Here is a 17,071-nt window from a genome sequence, read left to right as displayed (position 1 = left end):
TACTCATCCGAAATTGAGGAACGTCTGCGATGCAGCAGAACGCCGATCAGACACAATGTCTACCCCTGTTGCCGCTGCGGGATGTGGTCGTGTACCCGCAGATGGTCATTCCGCTTTTCGTGGGTCGCGAAAAATCCATTCAAGCGCTTGAAGCCGCGATGGAAGCGGACAAACGTGTATTGCTGGTGGCTCAGCGTGAAGCGTCTCAAGATGAGCCGGACAATACGGATTTGTATGCCATGGGCACCGTGGCAGACATCATGCAGCTACTCAAATTGCCTGATGGCACGGTGAAAGTGCTGATCGAAGGCAGCTTTCGTGCGGATGTCGTCCGTATCGAGGAGAACGAGGCCGGTTACACTCAGGCCCATCTTCTGCCCCGCGACAGTGAGCCTCTGACCAGTCGTGAGCAGGAGGCGCTGGTGCGCGTGCTGCTCAATCAGTTCGAGCAATACGTCAAACTGTCGAAAAAAGTGCCCAATGAAGTGCTCAACTCTCTGTCGGGTATAGAAGATCCCAGCCGTTTGGTAGACACAATCTGCGCACACTTGTCATTGAAGATCGGTGACAAGCAGGACCTGCTCGAAATGGATCGGGTGCGTGATCGTATCGAGCACCTGATGGCGCTGATCGAATCAGAAATCGACTTGCTGCAGGTCGAAAAACGCATCCGCTCCCGGGTCAAGGAGCAGATGGAAAAGACCCAGCGCGAGTACTACCTGAACGAGCAGATGAAGGCCATCCAGAAAGAAATGGGTGAGCTGGACAATGTGCCCAATGAGGCCGAGAAGTATGAGCGTGCCATTCAAGAATCGGGTATGCCGAAAGAAGCCTCCGACAAGGCAACCCAGGAGCTGAACAAGCTCAAGATGATGTCGTCGAATTCTGCCGAGGCTACCGTGGTGCGCTCCTACCTGGACTGGCTGATTGCCGTGCCCTGGAAAAAGCGCACTCGTGTCAAGCATGACCTGGTCAAAGCGCAAGAAGTGCTCGATCAAGACCACTATGGTCTGGAAGAGGTCAAGGCGCGCATTCTCGAATATCTTGCGGTGCAAAAGCGCGTTCGCAAGATGCGTGGCCCGGTACTGTGTCTGGTCGGCCCACCTGGCGTTGGCAAGACCTCTCTGGGGCAGTCCATCGCCAAGGCGACCAACCGCAAGTACGTGCGTCTGGCGCTGGGCGGCGTGAGAGACGAGTCCGAGATTCGCGGCCATCGCAGGACATACATTGGCTCTCTGCCTGGCAAGTTGATGCAGCGGATGAGTCGGGCAGGGGTCAAAAACCCGCTGTTCCTGCTGGACGAAGTCGACAAACTGGGCATGGACCATCGCGGTGATCCGGCCTCAGCACTGCTGGAAGTGCTGGACCCAGAGCAGAACAACAGCTTCAGCGATCACTATCTGGAGCTGGACTACGATCTTTCCGAGACGTTGTTCATCTGTACGGCCAACTCGATGAACATTCCCGGGCCGCTGCTGGATCGCATGGAAATCATTCGTCTGCCGGGCTACACGGAAGACGAGAAGCTGGCCATTGCCAAACGCTACCTGCTGCCCAAACAGTTGGAGGCCAATGGCCTTAAAGACGAAGAGCTGGCGTTGGAAGACGATGCCTTGCTAGAGCTGGTGCGCTACTACACCCGCGAGGCGGGAGTGCGCGAGCTGGAGCGCCAGATCGCCAAGGTGTGCCGTAAAGTGCTGCGCGAAAGGCTGGAAGCGGAGCGTACTTCGGGCACCAAAGCCGGGAACCAGCTGCAGGCGAAACAGGTACTCCTGGCCGACGATATCGAGACCTACGCTGGCGTGCGTCGCTACAGCTACGGTCTGGCCGAACAAGAGGACCAGGTAGGGCGCGTGACGGGGCTTGCCTGGACCTCGGTAGGCGGTGAGCTGCTCAATATCGAGTCCGTCGTGACGCCTGGCAAAGGGCGTCTGCACAAGACCGGTTCACTGGGCGACGTCATGAAAGAGTCGGTCAGTGCGGCACAGACCGTGGTCAAATCACGGGCCGTTGCTTACGGTATCGATCCTCAGCGCTTTGAGAATGAAGATCTGCATATCCATGTGCCCGAAGGCGCGACGCCCAAGGACGGACCTAGTGCGGGTATCGCCATGGTCACTGCCATCGTGTCGGCCTATTCACTGCGTCCGGTTCGCTGTGACGTGGCCATGACCGGAGAGGTCAATCTTCGCGGTGAGGTACTGCCCATCGGGGGATTGAAGGAGAAATTGCTGGCAGCTCGCCGCGGTGGTATAAAGACCGTCCTGATCCCTGAGGAAAATCGCCGAGATCTCAAGGAAGTGCCGGATAATATCAAAGGAGCACTTGATATTCGTCCCGTACGATGGATAGATGACGTATTGGCCGTTGCGTTAGCCGAATCGGTGGACGACAAGGCCGCGTTGAAAGCAGCGGATAAGTCGTTCAGTACCAATGCTGTTGCAAGCACCCATTAAGTGTTAAAGCAGTCCTGCTTTAATTTTGCTTAATAAATTTGCCCAATGCCTTGAGCGACGGGCATTTCACGGCACGGTTGCTTGACAGGTGTTTCAAGGCATTGCTATAAAACGCAGCTATGCTTTGAGGTTGTTGCACTCGGTGACCGTGCCGTTCAGAGCCATTTTTTTGAAACAGTCAAGGGGTGAAGTGTGAATAAGTCCGAGCTGATTGAAGCTATTGCCGCATCTGCTGATATTCCGAAAGCAGCGGCAACCCGCGCATTGGATGCCATGGTGGAGTCTGTCACCGATAGCCTCAAAAAAGGCGAAAGCGTTTCTTTAGTAGGTTTTGGTACTTTCGCCATCAAAGAACGTGCCGCCCGTACGGGTCGCAACCCTCAGACGGGTCAGCCGATCGAAATCAGCGCTGCCAAAGTGCCCAGCTTCAAAGCCGGTAAAGCGCTGAAAGACGCCGTCAACTAATTGGCTCGCGTTTGCTGTAAGCTAATGGGCGCATCGCATCCGCGATGCGCCCATGTTCTTTTCTGGCCCGATGGTTTGGGCGATAAATGGCTTTGATGATCTGAGGCTAGCATGCTGCAAAGTATTCGAGATGGCTCCAGAAGCTGGGGTGCCAAGATAATCATTGGTGTCATGGTCGCGGCCATGGCGCTTTTTGGTGTGGAGTCGCTGTTCAGTGTCTTTGGTAGCGACCCCAATGAAGTGGCGAGCGTCAACGGCGAGCCCATCGTGCGTCAGCAGGTGGAGCTCGAAGTGCAGCGTGCGCTGCGTTCTGGGCAAGTGCCTCCTGAGCAGGAGCGGGCACTGCGCAACGATATGCTCGACCAGCTCATCACTCAGTCTTTACTGCGTCAGTATGCTGAGGACGGCGGTTTTTACGTCTCCGACGCTCAGCTTGACCAGATGATCGTGACACTGCCTGAGTTTCATGATCAGGATGGGCGCTTTTCTGCAGAAATGTTCCGGAATCGTCTGGCAGGAGCGGGTTACACGCCGCTCTCGTTCCGTGAAGAGCTGCGGATGGATATCAAGCGTCAGCAACTGCAGCAGGGCTTGGCTTTCAGTGACTTCAGCTTGGCCAATGAAGAGCAGCGTCTGGCAGACCTGCAAGGCCAGCAGCGAGATTTCCGCTACGTGATGCTGGATGCCAATGATGCTGCTTATGAAGTAGAGGTCACCGAGGAGCAGATGCAGGCCTACTATGACGCCAACCAGGAACGCTTCGAGCGCCCGGAACAGGTGCGCGTCGAGTACGTGGTGATCGACCGCCAGGCCATGGCTGAAGATATTGCTGTGGACGAGAGCGAACTCCGCGCTGCCTGGAGTGAGCAGAATCGCGATGCCGACCGTCGTGTTTCCCATATCATGGTGACCTTTGGTTCCGAGCGTGGCCGTGAAGAGGCCCAGCAGCTGGCCAATGAGGCGCTGGCTGACCTGAACAGTGGTGAGAGTTTCGCCGACACCGCCGTGCGTTTTTCGGACGACACCGCCAGTGCCGAGCAGGGTGGTGATCTGGGCGTGATCAGTCGCGGCTTCTTTGGTGATGCCTTCGATGACGCAGCGTTTGCCCTTGGGGTCGGTGAGACGTCCCAGGTCGTCGAAATGGACGGTGCTTTCCATATCCTGCAGGTTACCGAGCTGGATGCGCCTTCTTTCGAAGAGCAGCGTGACCGTTTGGCCCAGGAAGTGGCGCTGCGTGAGGTCAATGATGACTTCAATCGTCAGGTGCAGCGTCTGATCGATGAGAGCTTCGCGGCAGACGATCTGCAGTCCGTTGCGGATGACCTCGGCCTGACGCTCAACGAGAGCGACTGGTTGGCGCGTGGGGAAGGTGAAGGAGCGCTTTCCGAGCCGGGCGTGCTGGATGAGGCGTTCAGCGCTGACGTGCTGGGTGAAGGTTACAATAGCGAGGTCATCGAGCTGGACAGTGACCGTCGCCTGGTGCTTCGCGTGGCCGAGCATCGTGACGCGACGCTCTTGCCTCTTGACGACGTGCGTGATGAGGTAGAACAGGCCGTAGCGGCCCAGCAGCGCCAGCAGGCCTTGCAGGAAGAGGCCAATGAGATGATTGCGGCTCTGCGCGACGGTCAAGCCTTGGAGCTGGACTGGATGAGTGCGTCCAACATCACCCGTCAATCGGACAGCACTTTGCCACAAACGCTGATCCGTGAAGTGTTCCGCATGCCACACCCTGAAGAGGGCGACAGCGTTTACCGTGCCGTGGCCTTGCCTCAGGGCGTTGCCGTCGTTGCATTGGACAGTGTCAACGAAGGGCAGGCGGACGAGCAGATGAATGCTTTCGTGTCACAAATGGCCGAACAGCTGCGGGCTCAGGCGATCATTCAAGGATTGATCGATGACCTGCGCAGTGATGCCAGGATAGAGCGCTAAAACGAAAAAGCCGATCCATGTGATCGGCTTTTTCATGACGGGGCCTGTGCTTAGTGCGATTCGCCGTCGAACCCGGGCGGGTTGGTCATCGAGAACTGGCGCAGTACGGGCTCCGGGTGGCGCTCGCTCGAGTGCTCCACGACAATGTCCCAGCCGTGCGTCTCGTCCCAGTCGCCCAGCACGAAGCGCTTGGCAGGTACGTCTTCGACGGTGAGGTCATGGACCTTGGGGCGATGGGTGTGGCCATGGATCATGATGTTCACCCCATGGCGCTGCATCGTGGCCACGACTTCTGCGTGGGTCACATCCATGATGGCCTCGGCCTTGTTGGCGTTGGCATCCCCAGACTGCATACGCAGGCTCTTGGCCAACTCTAGCCGCTGCTCCAGCGGCATGGCCAGGATCTGCGCTTGCCACTCAGGGTGGCGAGACTGGGCGCGAAACGCCATGTAGGCCTCATCTTTGGTGCACAGGCTGTCACCGTGCAGAATGACGGCGGCTACGCCCTGCAATTCCACTTGCTCACTGTCGGGCAGCAGGGTGGCCTGACAGGCGTTGATGAAGCGTTCGCCGATCAGAAAGTCCCGGTTGCCGTGGATGAAAAAAATGGACGTGCCCGCATCGCTCAGTGCCCGCAGGCGCTTGATCACCTCATGGGCCACCCCGCTGAGGGGGTGAGGCGTATCCAGCAAGTCGTCTCCGATCCAGGCGTCGAACAGGTCGCCCAGAATGTAAAGATCCTCGGCCCCTTTGGCGGTATGCTCCAGGTAACGATAAAACCCCTGATTGAGCTCAGGGGTGTCGTTACTCAAATGCATGTCAGCGATCAGCAGCGTACGCATAAGACTCCCGACGGTTATTCCGCATCCTTCAGGTAGGCGCGCTCGATGACCACGTCTTCGGCGGGTACGTCTGCGTGCATGCCACGGCGCGTGGTGCTCACGGCCTTGATGGCGTTGACCACGTCCATGCCGTCCACTACTTCACCAAATACCGCGTAACCCCAGCCTTGCAGGCTTTTGCCGCTGTGGTTCAGGAAGCTGTTGTTACCGACGTTGATGAAAAACTGGGCGGTGGCAGAGTGGGGGTCCTGGGTGCGGGCCATGGCCAGCGTGCCGATGGTGTTCTGCAGACCGTTGTCGGCTTCGTTTTCGATGGGGTCGCGTGTCGGCTTCTGGTTGAACTCCTGGTCGAAGCCGCCCCCTTGAATCATGAAACCATCGATGACCCGGTGGAACAGCGTGCCGTCGTAAAAGCCATCGCGCACGTATTGCTCGAAATTGGCTGCGGTGGCAGGCGCTTTTTCGTGATTGAGAGCAATAGTGATGTCACCGTGGTTCGTCTGTAATACGATCATGGATAAATTCCTGTTCAATAAAGGCGTTCGCCTTGGCGCTGTGCATCGGCGTCACGTTATAATAGCGGTTTTGCTCGGCACCGCGAAGCGCTAACCCGTTTAGCATAGGCATCGGTTGCCCGGCACGCCATCCACGATGAGGTTATCAACACCACCATGACCAACGAGACCACCCCAGCGCCGAACTTCATTCGCAACCAAGTACGCGACGAGATAGCGGGCGGCCAGGTCACCAAAATTGTGACGCGCTTCCCTCCGGAGCCCAACGGCTTCCTGCATATCGGCCATGCCAAGTCGATCTGCCTGAATTTCGGGCTCGCCGAGCAGTTGGGTGGTGAGTGTCATCTGCGGTTCGACGACACCAACCCGGCGAAGGAAGAGCAGGCGTATATCGATGCCATCAAGGAAGACGTCAGTTGGCTGGGCTTCGAGTGGGCAGGCCCCGTACGCTTTGCCTCCGACTATTTCGAGCAGCTCTATGCCTGGGCGCAGCACCTGATCCGCGAAGGGAAAGCCTATGTCGACGACCTCTCTCCCGATGAGATCCGGGAGTATCGCGGTACCTTGACCGAACCCGGCAAGCCCAGCCCTTACCGGGAGCGCAGCGTCGAAGAGAATCTCGATCTGCTGGAGCGTATGCGCAAGGGCGAGTTTGCCGAAGGCGAGAAAGTGCTGCGCGCCAAAATCGACATGGCGTCGCCCAACATCAATCTTCGCGACCCCATTCTGTACCGTATTCGTCACGCCCATCATCACCAGACCGGTGACGCCTGGAAGATCTATCCTTCCTACGACTTCACCCACGGCCAGTCGGATGCCATCGAAGGGATCACCCACTCCATCTGTACCCTGGAGTTCGAAGACCATCGTCCGCTGTACGAATGGTTCCTGAACAATCTGCCGGTGCCCGCCAAACCCCGCCAGATCGAGTTTGCGCGGCTGAACCTCGACTACACGCTGACCTCCAAGCGCAAGCTCAAGCTGCTGGTGGATGAGCAGATCGTGGATGGCTGGGACGACCCACGCATGCCGACCATCTCGGGCATGCGCCGCCGCGGCTATACCCCGGCTTCGATCCGCAAATTCTGTGAAATGATCGGCGTGACCCGTTCGGATGGCGGCCTGGTGGACATTGCCATGCTGACCCATGCCATTCGTTCGGACCTGGAAGACAACGCCCCCCGCGCCATGTGTGTGCTGAAGCCGCTGAAAGTGGTGTTGACCAACGTGCCGGAAGACCACGAAGAGGTCTACGAAGTGCCGGGCCACCCCGCCCGTGACGACATGCCGATGCGCAAGGTGCCGTTTGGTCGCGAGCTGTACATCGACCAGGACGACTTCATGGAGGATGCGCCGAAGAAGTTCTTCCGACTGGCCCCTGGCAAGGAAGTGCGTCTGCGCAATAGCTACGTGATCCGCTGCGATGAAGTGGTCAAGAACGACGCTGGCGAGATCCAGGAGCTGCACTGCTCGGTGGATTTCGACACCCTGGGCAAAAATCCGGAAGGCCGCAAGGTCAAGGGCGTCATTCACTGGGTCAGCGCCGCACACGGTGTGCCGATGGAAGTACGCCTCTATGACAACCTGTTCATGGTCGAGCAGCCGGATCGCGACAAGGATGTGGATTTCCTCGAGCACCTGAATCCCGAGTCGTTGGTCACCTGCCAGGCCATCGGTGAGCCCAGCCTGGCCAGCGCCGCGCCGGAAGATCGTTTCCAGTTCGAGCGGATGGGCTATTTCTGCGCCGACCGCCACGCCTCCAGTGCAGAGCATCTGGTGTTCAACCGCACCGTGGGCTTGAAAGATAGCTGGGCGAAAATCAAACAGAAGGGTTAAGGAAACGTCATATGCACATTTACAATACGCTGACACGCCGCAAAGAGCCTTTTAAGCCCCTTGTCGATGGCAAGGTAAGCATGTACGTCTGCGGCATGACGGTGTATGACTACTGTCACCTTGGCCACGCCAGGGTGATGGTGGCCTTTGACGTGATTACCCGCTACCTGCGCCACCGTGGCTACGACGTGACCTACGTGCGCAACATCACGGATATCGACGACAAGATCCTCAAGCGTGCCGAGGAGAACGGTGAGGCCATCAGCGCGCTCACCGAGCGCATGATCGCGGCCATGCATGAAGACGAAGCGCGGCTGAATGTGCTGCCCCCCAGCCAGGAGCCCCGTGCCACGGGGCATATTGGCGACATCATCCGCATGATCGAAACGCTGGTGGAAAAAGGCTTTGCCTACGCTGCGGAAAACGGCGACGTCTACTATCGGGTGCGCAAGTTTGCCGATTACGGCAAGCTCAACAACCGCCAGCTGGATGACATGCGCTCTGGCGCGCGCGTGGAAGTGGACGTGCACAAGGAAGACCCGCTGGACTTCGTGCTCTGGAAAGCGGCCAAGCCGGGAGAAGCCCATTGGCACTCCCCCTGGGGGGACGGCCGCCCAGGCTGGCATATCGAATGTTCGGCCATGTCCACCTGCTGCCTGGGGGACACCTTCGATATTCATGGCGGTGGGCCGGATCTGACCTTCCCCCATCACGAAAACGAGATTGCCCAGTCGGAAGCGGCCACGGGCAAGACCTACGTGAACACCTGGATGCATGCCGGTGCCGTGCGCGTCAATCAGGAAAAGATGTCGAAGTCGCTGGGCAACTTCTTCACCATTCGTGATGTGCTGGCGGAGCATGACCCGGAGGTCGTGCGCTATCTGCTGGTGGCCAGCCACTATCGCAGCCCGATCAACTACTCCGTGGATTCGCTGGTCGAGGCACGCAAGTCGTTGACGCGCCTGTATACCGCCCTTGAAGGTGTCGAGGTGGCGTCTGAGGGTGAGCAGGGGAGTTATGCCGAGCGGTTCACTGCTTCCATGGATGATGATTTCAATACCCCGGAAGCGCTGGCCGTACTGTTCGACCTGGCAAGGGATCTCAACCGCGCCAAGAGCGACCAGCCGGAAGCTGCGCCCCGCCTGGCCGGAGAGCTGCAGCGCCTGGCGGGAGTGCTGGGGCTCTTGCAGCAGACGCCGCAGGCTTTCCTGAAAGGGGCGCAGCATTCGATGGCGCTGAGTGAAGGCGAGATCGAAGCCAGAATTGCCGAGCGTCAGGCGGCCAAAGCCAACAAGGACTTCGCCCGCGCCGATGCCATTCGTGACGAGCTGGCAGCGCTTGGCATCGTGCTGAAAGACTCACGAGAAGGCACGACTTGGGTCATCGAAGCGCCTTGATGACGAAGGAAGTCGGATGCCGTTGAGGCGGCGTCTGACTTCAACGCAGTTGCCTCGTATACTGAAGCGACACTCTCAGGATGCTCACTCAAAGGATGACCCCCATGCGCCGACTGCTGAACCCCCTGCTGACCGCCTGCTTGTCCACGGTGGTCGTTACCTCGACGGTACTCACGACGGCCCATGCCAGCGAGCCGGTGGTGGTCTCTTCCAAAATCGACACGGAAGGCTCGGTGTTGGGAGAACTGATCATCCAGACCCTGGAGCGCAATGGGATTGCCACCCAGGACCGCCTGCAACTGGGAGCGACCAGCGTGGTGAGGAATGCCCTGCTGGCCGCTGAAATCGACGTCTATCCAGAGTATACCGGTAACGGTGCGTTCTTTTTCGATATGACCGACAGTCCGGTGTGGAACAGTGCTGATGATGCCTATCAGACCGTTCGTGAACGGGATGCGGAGCAAGGCTTGATCTGGCTGCAGCCGGCCAGTGCCAACAACACCTGGGCCATGAGCATTCGTCAGGATGTGGCCGAGACCCATGGGCTCGACACCCTGGAAGACCTGGCCAGCTATCTGGCCGACGGGGGCGAGTTCAAGTTTGCAGCCAGTGCGGAATTCGTCGAATCCGAGCAGGCCCTGCCGGCGTTTCAGGACGCCTACGGCTTCGAGTTGAGCGATGACCAGTTGCTGGTGCTCTCCGGGGGCAATACCGCCGCCACCATGCGCGCAGCCGCCCAGCAAACCAGCGGCGTCAACGGTGCCATGACCTACGGTACCGATGGCGGGCTCACCGCGCTGGGACTGCGGGTGCTGGAGGATACGCTGGGCGTGCAGCCGGTCTACCAGCCTGCGCCAGTGATACGAGAAGACGTGCTGGCCCAGTACCCCGACATCGAAGGCCTGCTCAATGACGTGTTTGCGACGCTGGATCTGGTGACCCTGCAAACGCTCAACGCGGACGTGGCCGTCAACGGTCGCTCTGCCGACCAGGTGGCTCGCGAATATCTCGATAGCCTGGATGACTGATGAATGTCGTTGATCGACGCACTGCCATCGCCAGCGGCCATTCGGCGCCGCTGGCAACCTAATGTCGTACTGCTGTGCCTGAGCGCCGCCATGCTGGCGGCAGCCTGGTCTTTCCATCTGGTGACCGTGGCGCCCAATCGGATCGTCACGGGAACGGGGTTTGGAATGGTGGCGGCCATTGGCTGGCCCGGTGGCGTACTGGTATCGCTTCTGTTCATCGCCATGGCCGCCCTGGCCTGGGTGCCCAGCACGCGCCATTATCGGGCGCTGCTGGGGGTGATTACCCTGACGCTGTTGCTGATGCCGTTTGGCCTGATGGTCGCCGGGCACTGGCTAATACCCGTGGATGCGCCCCAGGCCAGGCTAGGCATCGGGACTGCCTACTGGACGGTGCTGTTCGTGCTGTTGCTGTGTCTGGTGGAAGTACGCCTGCGGCTTGGGCTATCCCGATGGTGGACAGCGCTGCTGCTGCTCGGCATCGGCATCTTGTGGTGGCTGTGCGCTGCCTTCGGATTGCAGGCGCTGGCCCTGGTGCAGGAGTTTCAGGCCCGGGAGCGGCAGTTCTACCGTGCGTTGAGTCAACATATCGTGCTGGTCAGCAGTGCCGTGAGCGTCAGCGTCGTGATGGGTATGCTGCTGGCCATGCTGATGCGCCGCTACCGGCGCCTGCAAACCGTCGCCTTTGGGCTACTCAATTTTCTGCAGACGATTCCCAGTCTGGCGCTGTTCGGCTTGCTGCTAGCCCCCTTGGCCTGGCTGGCGGCCAATGTGCCTGCCTTGGCAGCCATGGGCGTCAGTGGAATTGGCAATGCCCCGGCGCTGATCGCCTTGATTGCCTACAGCCTGTTACCCATGGTGCGTAATACTTACGTTGCCCTGGAGGAGGTCAGTGCAGAGACCCTGGAAGCGGCCAAGGCCATGGGAATGCGGAGCCCTCAGCGGTTCTGGCAGGTGCGGCTACCGCTGGCGCTGCCGGTGTTGCTGGAAGGGGTAAGAGTCACCGCCGTACAGGCCATCGGTCTCACGGCGGTGGCGGCGCTGATTGGTGCCGGGGGGCTCGGCACCTTCATTTTTCAAGGGTTGGGGCAGGCGGCCATGGACATGGTGCTGCTGGGTGCGCTGCCAATCCTGGTGCTGGCGCTGATCGTGGATGCAGGATTAGGGGCGCTGGCGGAAGCGCTACGCCCCGGAGGACAGCAATGATCGAGCTTTCCCATGTCTCCAAGCAGTTTGGTGACGAAACGGCGGTGGATGATATTTCACTGCGGGTGGCCAAGGGCAAGTTCTGTGCCCTGGTGGGTACCTCCGGATGCGGTAAGTCCACCACGCTACGCATGATCAATCGGCTGATCGAACATACCCGTGGCGACATCATTCTGGATGGCCAGGCGATAGAGCACTACGACCCGGTCAAACTTCGCCGACGTATCGGCTACGTCATCCAGAGCACCGGCCTGTTCCCGCACTGGACCGTCGCGCGCAATATTGGCCTGGTACCGCGGCTGTTGAAGTGGGCACCTGCCGAGGTCAACCGTCGTGTCGAAGAGCTGATGGGCTTGCTGGGGCTGCCGGTGGGCGAGTTTGCGCACAAATACCCGCATCAGCTTTCCGGCGGGCAGGCACAGCGCGTGGGCGTCGCCCGCGCGCTGGCCGCAGACCCGGATATTTTGCTGATGGACGAGCCGTTTGGTGCCCTGGACCCGATCACCCGGGACAAGCTGCAGGATGAGCTGGCCCGCCTGCAGGCTCGGCTGCACAAGACCGTGGTGCTGGTGACTCATGACATGGATGAAGCCCTGAAACTGGCCGACCACCTGGTCGTCATGCGCGAGGGGCGTATCGTCCAGCAGGGCACGCCTTTGGCCCTGCTGCAGAATCCCGCCGACCCTTTCGTGGATTCGCTGCTGGGCGGCCTGGAGCGGGGGCTCAAACAGGCAGGGCTGACGCGCGTCAAGGATCACATGGCGTCTCTGGGCCCCACGCTGCCAGCCCAGTCGCGTATTCCCGCTGACTTTTCGCTGCGGCAGGGGCTTTCCATGATGCTGCGTGACCACTGCGACCGCTTGACCGTGGTGGACCAAAACGATGTGCCCATAGGCGAGCTGTCGCTGCGTAGAATCGTCAAGGAAGCCCAGTTGGACAGGGGCACCCCAACGTGAGGCCGGATCCATCTCGCTCTGCGTCTTCGACCTCAGCCACTTCCAGCGCTGTTCCCACGAGTTCCACCGCTTCGCGCTATGCCGCGTGGGGCTGGCCACTGGCCTGGGCGGCCTTGCTGCTGGTGCTGGTGTTGGCCATGCCCACTCTGGAACCGCTGTTTCGCTGGGTAGAGCCCAATGCGCGGCAGGTGATCTACGGGCGTGCCGATTTTGTCGATTTGCTGGTGCGGCATCTGCTGGTAGTGAGCGTGGCGGCGCTGGTCACGCTTCTGGTGGGCGTTTCGGCAGGCATTGCCGTCACCCGGGCCAGGGGCCGAGATTTCCTGCCGCTGGTCGCTCAGCTGTCGTCGCTGGGGCAGACGTTCCCGCCAGTGGCGGTGCTGGCGCTGGCCGTGCCGGTACTGGGATTTGGCACACTGCCGATCATCGTGGCGCTGATGCTGTATGGGCTGCTGCCCATCGTGCGTAACACCTTGACGGGGATCAACGAGGTTGATCCTGTGGTCAAGCAGGCGGCCATCGCCATGGGCATGACGCCCTGGCAACTGCTGCGTCATGTCGAGCTGCCGCTGGCCTTGCCAGTCATTCTGGCGGGCGTTCGCACTTCGGTCACCATCAACATTGCCACGGCGGCGCTGGGCGCAACCGTGGGGGCCAGTAATTTGGGTGACCCGATCATCGCGGGGATCATCAATGACAACATGGCGTATATCGTCCAGGGGGCGCTGTCGATTGCCCTGCTGGCGCTCACTGTCGATAGTGCCTTCAATGCCCTCCAACAACGCCTTGCACGCCGATCTGCGTCTTAAGTTGAATCCCTAACGGCGGGAGACTGCGTTACTGTCCAAGTGTTGCGTTGACATGTGTCAGATAAATCCACTGGCACAAACGGTCATCACCAACAACACTGCCCTCAAAAGGGGTAAAAACAAGGACAATAACGATGACTCAGTTCGTACATCAGCCGACCTTCATGACCGGCGACGAATTCTCCATAGACACCTTCAGCGTGCTCAGCCCCGAGGGCGAGCTCCATGAAGGTGCCGACGAGCCCGCCTTGAGCCGCGACCACGCCCGCAGGCTTTATCAGGCCATGCTGGCCACGCGTATTCTCGATGAGCGCATGATGGCCGCGCAGCGCCAGGGCAGGCTCAGCTTCTACATGCAGTGTACCGGTGAGGAGGCCGCGGTGGTGGGAGCCACCGCCGCTCTGGACGATGCCGACATGATCATGGCGCAGTACCGCGAACAGGGCGCACTCATGTATCGCGGGTTCTCCATCGACGAGTTCATGAATCAGCTGTTTGGCAACGAGCTGGACTATGGCAAGGGGCGGCAGATGCCGATTCACTATGGTTCCCGCAAGCTGCATTACATGACCATCTCTTCGCCGCTGGCCACTCAGATTCCCCAGGCGACCGGCTATGCCTATGGCCAGAAGCTCGCAGGTGAAGGCCACTGTACCCTGACGTTCTTCGGTGAAGGGGCTGCCTCGGAAGGCGACTTCCACGCCGCCCTGAACATGGCCTCGGTGCATCAGGTGCCGGTCATTTTCTTCTGTCGCAACAATGGCTATGCCATCTCGACTCCCGCCACCGAACAGTTTGCCGCCGATGGCATTGCCCCGCGTGCGTTCGGCTATCACATGCATGTCATTCGCGTGGATGGCAACGACGCCCTGGCCGTCTTCGAAGCCACCCGCCAGGCGCGCAAGATAGCCGTGGAGCAGCATCAGCCGGTGCTGATCGAAGCCATGTCGTACCGCTTGGCGGCGCACTCCTCCTCGGACGACCCGTCGGGCTATCGTGCCAAGAGCGAAGAGGAGGCGTGGCGAGTCAAGGACCCGCTATTGCGCCTGCAGCGCTGGCTGGTGAGTAAAGGGTGGTGGAGCGACGACGAAGAGGCCCGCCAGCAGGAGAGCCTGCGGCGGGAAGTGCTGGAGACCATGAAGCGCGCCGAAAAGCGTCCGCCGCCGCCGCTGGATTCCTTGATTACCGATGTCTATGCCGACGTGACGCCTGCCTTGCAGCGCCAGCTGGATCAGTTGAAACGGCACATTCGCCGCTATCCCGATGCCTACCCGCGCGGCGCTCAGTCGCTGGACCCCAGCGTATCGACGGCCCACGACGCACAGGGAGATGCCTAGGATGAGCACCATGAACATGCTGCAGGCCATCAATAACGCCCTGGACATCGCCATGGCGGAAGATGACAAGGTCATCTGCTTTGGTGAAGACGTGGGGGTTTTTGGCGGGGTATTCCGAGCGACCAGCCATTTGCAGGAGAAGTATGGCAAGGCGCGCTGTTTCAACACGCCGCTGGTGGAGCAGGGCATCATCGGCTTTGCCAACGGTCTGGCAGCCCAGGGCTCGGTGCCCGTGGCGGAGATTCAGTTCGCCGACTACATCTTTCCCGCCTTCGACCAGATCGTCAACGAAACCGCCAAGTTCCGCTACCGCTCTGGCGATCTGTTCAACGTGGGTGGCCTGACCATCCGCACGCCGTATGGCGGCGGCATCTCGGGTGGCTTGTATCACTCTCAGTCGCCGGAAGCCTACTTTACCCACACGCCGGGCCTGAAGGTAGTGGTGCCGCGCAACCCCTATCAGGCCAAGGGGTTGCTGTTGGGGGCGATCCGTGACCCCGACCCGGTCCTGTTTCTGGAGCCCAAGCGCCTCTACCGGGCCGCCGTGGGCGAAGTGCCCGAAGACGACTATCAGCTGCCCATTGGTGAGGCCGAGGTCGTCAGGGAGGGCAGCGATATCACCCTGGTGGGTTGGGGAGCGCAAATGGAAGTGATCGGCAAGGCCGCCGAGCTGGCCGAAGAGCAGGGCATTGCCTGCGAGGTCATCGATCTGCGTTCACTGCTGCCCTGGGATGTGGATACCGTTGCCGAGTCGGTCTTCAAGACCGGTCGTATGATCGTCAGCCACGAAGCGCCGCTGACCGGAGGTTTTGCCGGTGAGATCGCCGCCACGATACAGGAGCGCTGTTTTCTCTATCTGGAGTCGCCGATTACTCGGGTGACCGGTCTGGATACACCTTTCCCGCTGATCCTGGAGAAAGAGTACCTGCCGGACCATCTGAAAATTTTTGAAGCGATTCGCGAAAGCGTGAATTTTTGACGCGAGGGAGAACGGTCATGAGTGATTTTTTACTACCGGATATCGGTGAAGGCATCGTCGAGTGTGAAGTGGTGGAGTGGCGAGTGGCCGAAGGCGACACCATCGAAGAAGACCAGCCCATCGTCGAGGTCATGACCGACAAGGCGCTGGTGGAGATCACTGCGCCCGAAGCGGGCACGGTGACCAAACTGTATGTGCCCCAAGGGAAAATCGCCAAGGTGCATGCGCCGCTTTACGCGTATCAGAGTGCAGAAGAGGGTGCCAAAGAGAGTGCAGAAGAGGTTGCAGAAGAGAGTTCAGATAACACCCGTTCCCCTGCCAGCGACGCTGCTGAAATCAGTAAGCCGCCACCTTCTACGCCATCGCCCAGCGTCGAACAATCGACGCCACAGTGCCCGACGGAAGGGCCAGCCTGCCCGGTGAAACCCCCGGCCAGCCCGGCCGTCAGGCGGCTGGTGCGCGAGCATCGGCTGGTGCTGGCGGACATCGCCGGTAGCGGCAAGGATGGCCGCGTATTGAAGGAAGACGTGCTGGCGCATGTGAAATCCAGCCACGCTGCGCCCAGCGACACGGCCCATCACACCCAAGGGAAACCGGCGGTGGGCCAGTCAGGCCCCGCCCGGGTCGAGCCCCTGCGCGGCGTGCGCGCCGTCATGGCTCGGCGCATGGTGGAAGCCGCGACGACCATACCGCACTTTCATTATGGGGAAGAGGTGGATGTCACTGAGCTGCTGGCGCTGCGCGAGCGCCTCAAGCCCCGGGTGGAAGCGCTGGGGGAGCGGCTGACGCTGATGCCCTTCTTCATGAAGGCGCTGGCGCTGGCCGTGGCCGAGCACCCCATCCTCAATGCGCAGCTCAATGCCGAGGGGGACGAGCTGCACTATTTTGCCCAGTGCAATATCGGCATGGCGGTGGACAGCAAGGCGGGCTTGCTGGTGCCTAACGTGAAAGCGGTGGAGCAGCTGAGCCTGCTGGACATTGCCAGGGAGGTGAGCCGATTGACTCAGGCGGCGCGGGAAGGTCGTGTGGATCAGGCGGACCTCAAGGGTGGCACCATCAGCATTTCCAATATTGGCGCCCTGGGCGGCACCTACGCCGCTCCTATCATCAACGCCCCGGAAGCGGCCATCGTGGCCATCGGCAAGACCCAGTGGCTGCCGCGTTTCGATGCCGAGGGCGCCGTGCAGCGACGCGCCATCATGACCGTGACCTGGGCAGGAGACCATCGATTCATCGACGGCGGCACCATTGCGCGCTTCTGCAACCACTGGAAAGCGTCTCTGGAAGCGCCAGAGACCATGCTGCTGCATTTGGCCTGA

At 60.1% G+C, this 17,071-nt stretch carries 14 protein-coding genes; 12 read left to right on the top strand and 2 right to left on the bottom strand.

What is annotated here, in order from left to right:
• The first annotated feature begins 29 nt into the window (after window positions 1-29).
• From lon to LG409_RS09330, 3 genes are all read left to right on the top strand, one after another.
• Window positions 30-2,456 carry an endopeptidase La gene (lon, locus tag LG409_RS09340; protein WP_227406535.1) on the top strand — a complete coding sequence of 809 codons (2,427 nt, stop codon included), beginning with the start codon at window positions 30-32 and terminating at the stop codon, window positions 2,454-2,456.
• A 192-nt stretch (window positions 2,457-2,648) separates the two neighbouring features.
• Window positions 2,649-2,921 (top strand): HU family DNA-binding protein, encoded by a 273-nt coding sequence (locus LG409_RS09335; RefSeq protein ID WP_009724302.1) that lies wholly within the window; start codon window positions 2,649-2,651, stop codon window positions 2,919-2,921.
• A 111-nt stretch (window positions 2,922-3,032) separates the two neighbouring features.
• A complete protein-coding gene (locus LG409_RS09330; RefSeq protein WP_096922928.1) occupies window positions 3,033-4,850 on the top strand; it encodes a SurA N-terminal domain-containing protein in 1,818 nt (605 codons plus the stop codon).
• Window positions 4,851-4,900: 50 nt separating this feature from the next.
• Here LG409_RS09330 and LG409_RS09325 read toward each other — a convergent pair whose 3' ends face one another.
• Window positions 4,901-5,692, bottom strand: a complete 792-nt coding sequence (locus LG409_RS09325; RefSeq protein WP_227406534.1) for a UDP-2,3-diacylglucosamine diphosphatase — start codon at window positions 5,690-5,692, stop codon at window positions 4,901-4,903.
• Between the two features lie 14 nt (window positions 5,693-5,706).
• On the bottom strand, window positions 5,707-6,207 hold the full coding sequence (locus LG409_RS09320) for a peptidylprolyl isomerase (protein ID WP_016913930.1): 501 nt from the start codon (window positions 6,205-6,207) through the stop codon (window positions 5,707-5,709).
• 156 nt (window positions 6,208-6,363) lie between these two features.
• Between LG409_RS09320 and LG409_RS09315 the strand changes: the two genes are divergently transcribed.
• The 9 genes from LG409_RS09315 (at window position 6,364) to LG409_RS09275 (ending at window position 17,071) form a co-directional block, all read left to right on the top strand.
• Window positions 6,364-8,043, top strand: coding sequence for a glutamine--tRNA ligase/YqeY domain fusion protein (locus tag LG409_RS09315; RefSeq protein ID WP_039181804.1), 1,680 nt, complete (start codon window positions 6,364-6,366; stop codon window positions 8,041-8,043).
• Window positions 8,044-8,054: 11 nt separating this feature from the next.
• Complete coding sequence (gene cysS / locus LG409_RS09310; protein ID WP_189463150.1) at window positions 8,055-9,440, top strand: cysteine--tRNA ligase; 1,386 nt, start codon at window positions 8,055-8,057, stop codon at window positions 9,438-9,440.
• Window positions 9,441-9,544: 104 nt separating this feature from the next.
• Window positions 9,545-10,468 (top strand): glycine betaine ABC transporter substrate-binding protein OsmF, encoded by a 924-nt coding sequence (gene osmF / locus LG409_RS09305; RefSeq protein ID WP_039181798.1) that lies wholly within the window; start codon window positions 9,545-9,547, stop codon window positions 10,466-10,468.
• 3 nt (window positions 10,469-10,471) lie between these two features.
• Window positions 10,472-11,671 carry an ABC transporter permease gene (locus LG409_RS09300; protein WP_189463148.1) on the top strand — a complete coding sequence of 400 codons (1,200 nt, stop codon included), beginning with the start codon at window positions 10,472-10,474 and terminating at the stop codon, window positions 11,669-11,671.
• Window positions 11,668-12,627 carry an ABC transporter ATP-binding protein gene (locus tag LG409_RS09295; protein ID WP_039181792.1) on the top strand — a complete coding sequence of 320 codons (960 nt, stop codon included), beginning with the start codon at window positions 11,668-11,670 and terminating at the stop codon, window positions 12,625-12,627. The genes LG409_RS09300 and LG409_RS09295 overlap by 4 nt, the downstream gene beginning before the upstream one ends.
• 98 nt (window positions 12,628-12,725) lie before the next feature.
• Complete coding sequence (locus tag LG409_RS09290) at window positions 12,726-13,436, top strand: ABC transporter permease (RefSeq protein ID WP_319799348.1); 711 nt, start codon at window positions 12,726-12,728, stop codon at window positions 13,434-13,436.
• A gap of 134 nt (window positions 13,437-13,570) precedes the next feature.
• The gene (locus LG409_RS09285) at window positions 13,571-14,773 is read left to right on the top strand and encodes a thiamine pyrophosphate-dependent dehydrogenase E1 component subunit alpha (RefSeq protein WP_227406533.1); all 1,203 of its coding nucleotides are present in this window, start codon (window positions 13,571-13,573) and stop codon (window positions 14,771-14,773) included.
• Between the two features lies 1 nt (window position 14,774).
• Entirely contained in the window at window positions 14,775-15,752 is a 978-nt protein-coding gene (locus LG409_RS09280) for an alpha-ketoacid dehydrogenase subunit beta (protein WP_016913922.1), read from the top strand.
• Window positions 15,753-15,769: 17 nt separating this feature from the next.
• Entirely contained in the window at window positions 15,770-17,071 is a 1,302-nt protein-coding gene (locus tag LG409_RS09275) for a 2-oxo acid dehydrogenase subunit E2 (protein WP_227406532.1), read from the top strand.

Origin of the sequence: Halomonas sp. NyZ770 (genome assembly GCF_020616575.1) — a bacterium.
Classification (GTDB): Bacteria; Pseudomonadota; Gammaproteobacteria; order Pseudomonadales; family Halomonadaceae; genus Vreelandella; species Vreelandella hamiltonii.
This window is presented reverse-complemented; position numbering and strand designations above follow the sequence as displayed.

Bases quoted from the DNA above. Each gene is read 5' to 3' on its own strand.
- LG409_RS09280 (WP_016913922.1), top strand. From the start codon at position 14,775: ATGAGCACCATGAACATGCTGCAGGCCATCAATAACGCCCTGGACATC.
- LG409_RS09300 (WP_189463148.1), top strand. From the start codon at position 10,472: ATGTCGTTGATCGACGCACTGCCATCGCCAGCGGCCATTCGGCGCCGC.
- cysS (WP_189463150.1), top strand. From the start codon at position 8,055: ATGCACATTTACAATACGCTGACACGCCGCAAAGAGCCTTTTAAGCCC.
- LG409_RS09295 (WP_039181792.1), top strand. From the start codon at position 11,668: ATGATCGAGCTTTCCCATGTCTCCAAGCAGTTTGGTGACGAAACGGCG.
- LG409_RS09325 (WP_227406534.1), bottom strand. From the start codon at position 5,692: ATGCGTACGCTGCTGATCGCTGACATGCATTTGAGTAACGACACCCCT.
- LG409_RS09330 (WP_096922928.1), top strand. From the start codon at position 3,033: ATGCTGCAAAGTATTCGAGATGGCTCCAGAAGCTGGGGTGCCAAGATA.
- LG409_RS09320 (WP_016913930.1), bottom strand. From the start codon at position 6,207: ATGATCGTATTACAGACGAACCACGGTGACATCACTATTGCTCTCAAT.
- LG409_RS09315 (WP_039181804.1), top strand. From the start codon at position 6,364: ATGACCAACGAGACCACCCCAGCGCCGAACTTCATTCGCAACCAAGTA.
- lon (WP_227406535.1), top strand. From the start codon at position 30: ATGCAGCAGAACGCCGATCAGACACAATGTCTACCCCTGTTGCCGCTG.
- LG409_RS09275 (WP_227406532.1), top strand. From the start codon at position 15,770: ATGAGTGATTTTTTACTACCGGATATCGGTGAAGGCATCGTCGAGTGT.
- LG409_RS09285 (WP_227406533.1), top strand. From the start codon at position 13,571: ATGACTCAGTTCGTACATCAGCCGACCTTCATGACCGGCGACGAATTC.
- osmF (WP_039181798.1), top strand. From the start codon at position 9,545: ATGCGCCGACTGCTGAACCCCCTGCTGACCGCCTGCTTGTCCACGGTG.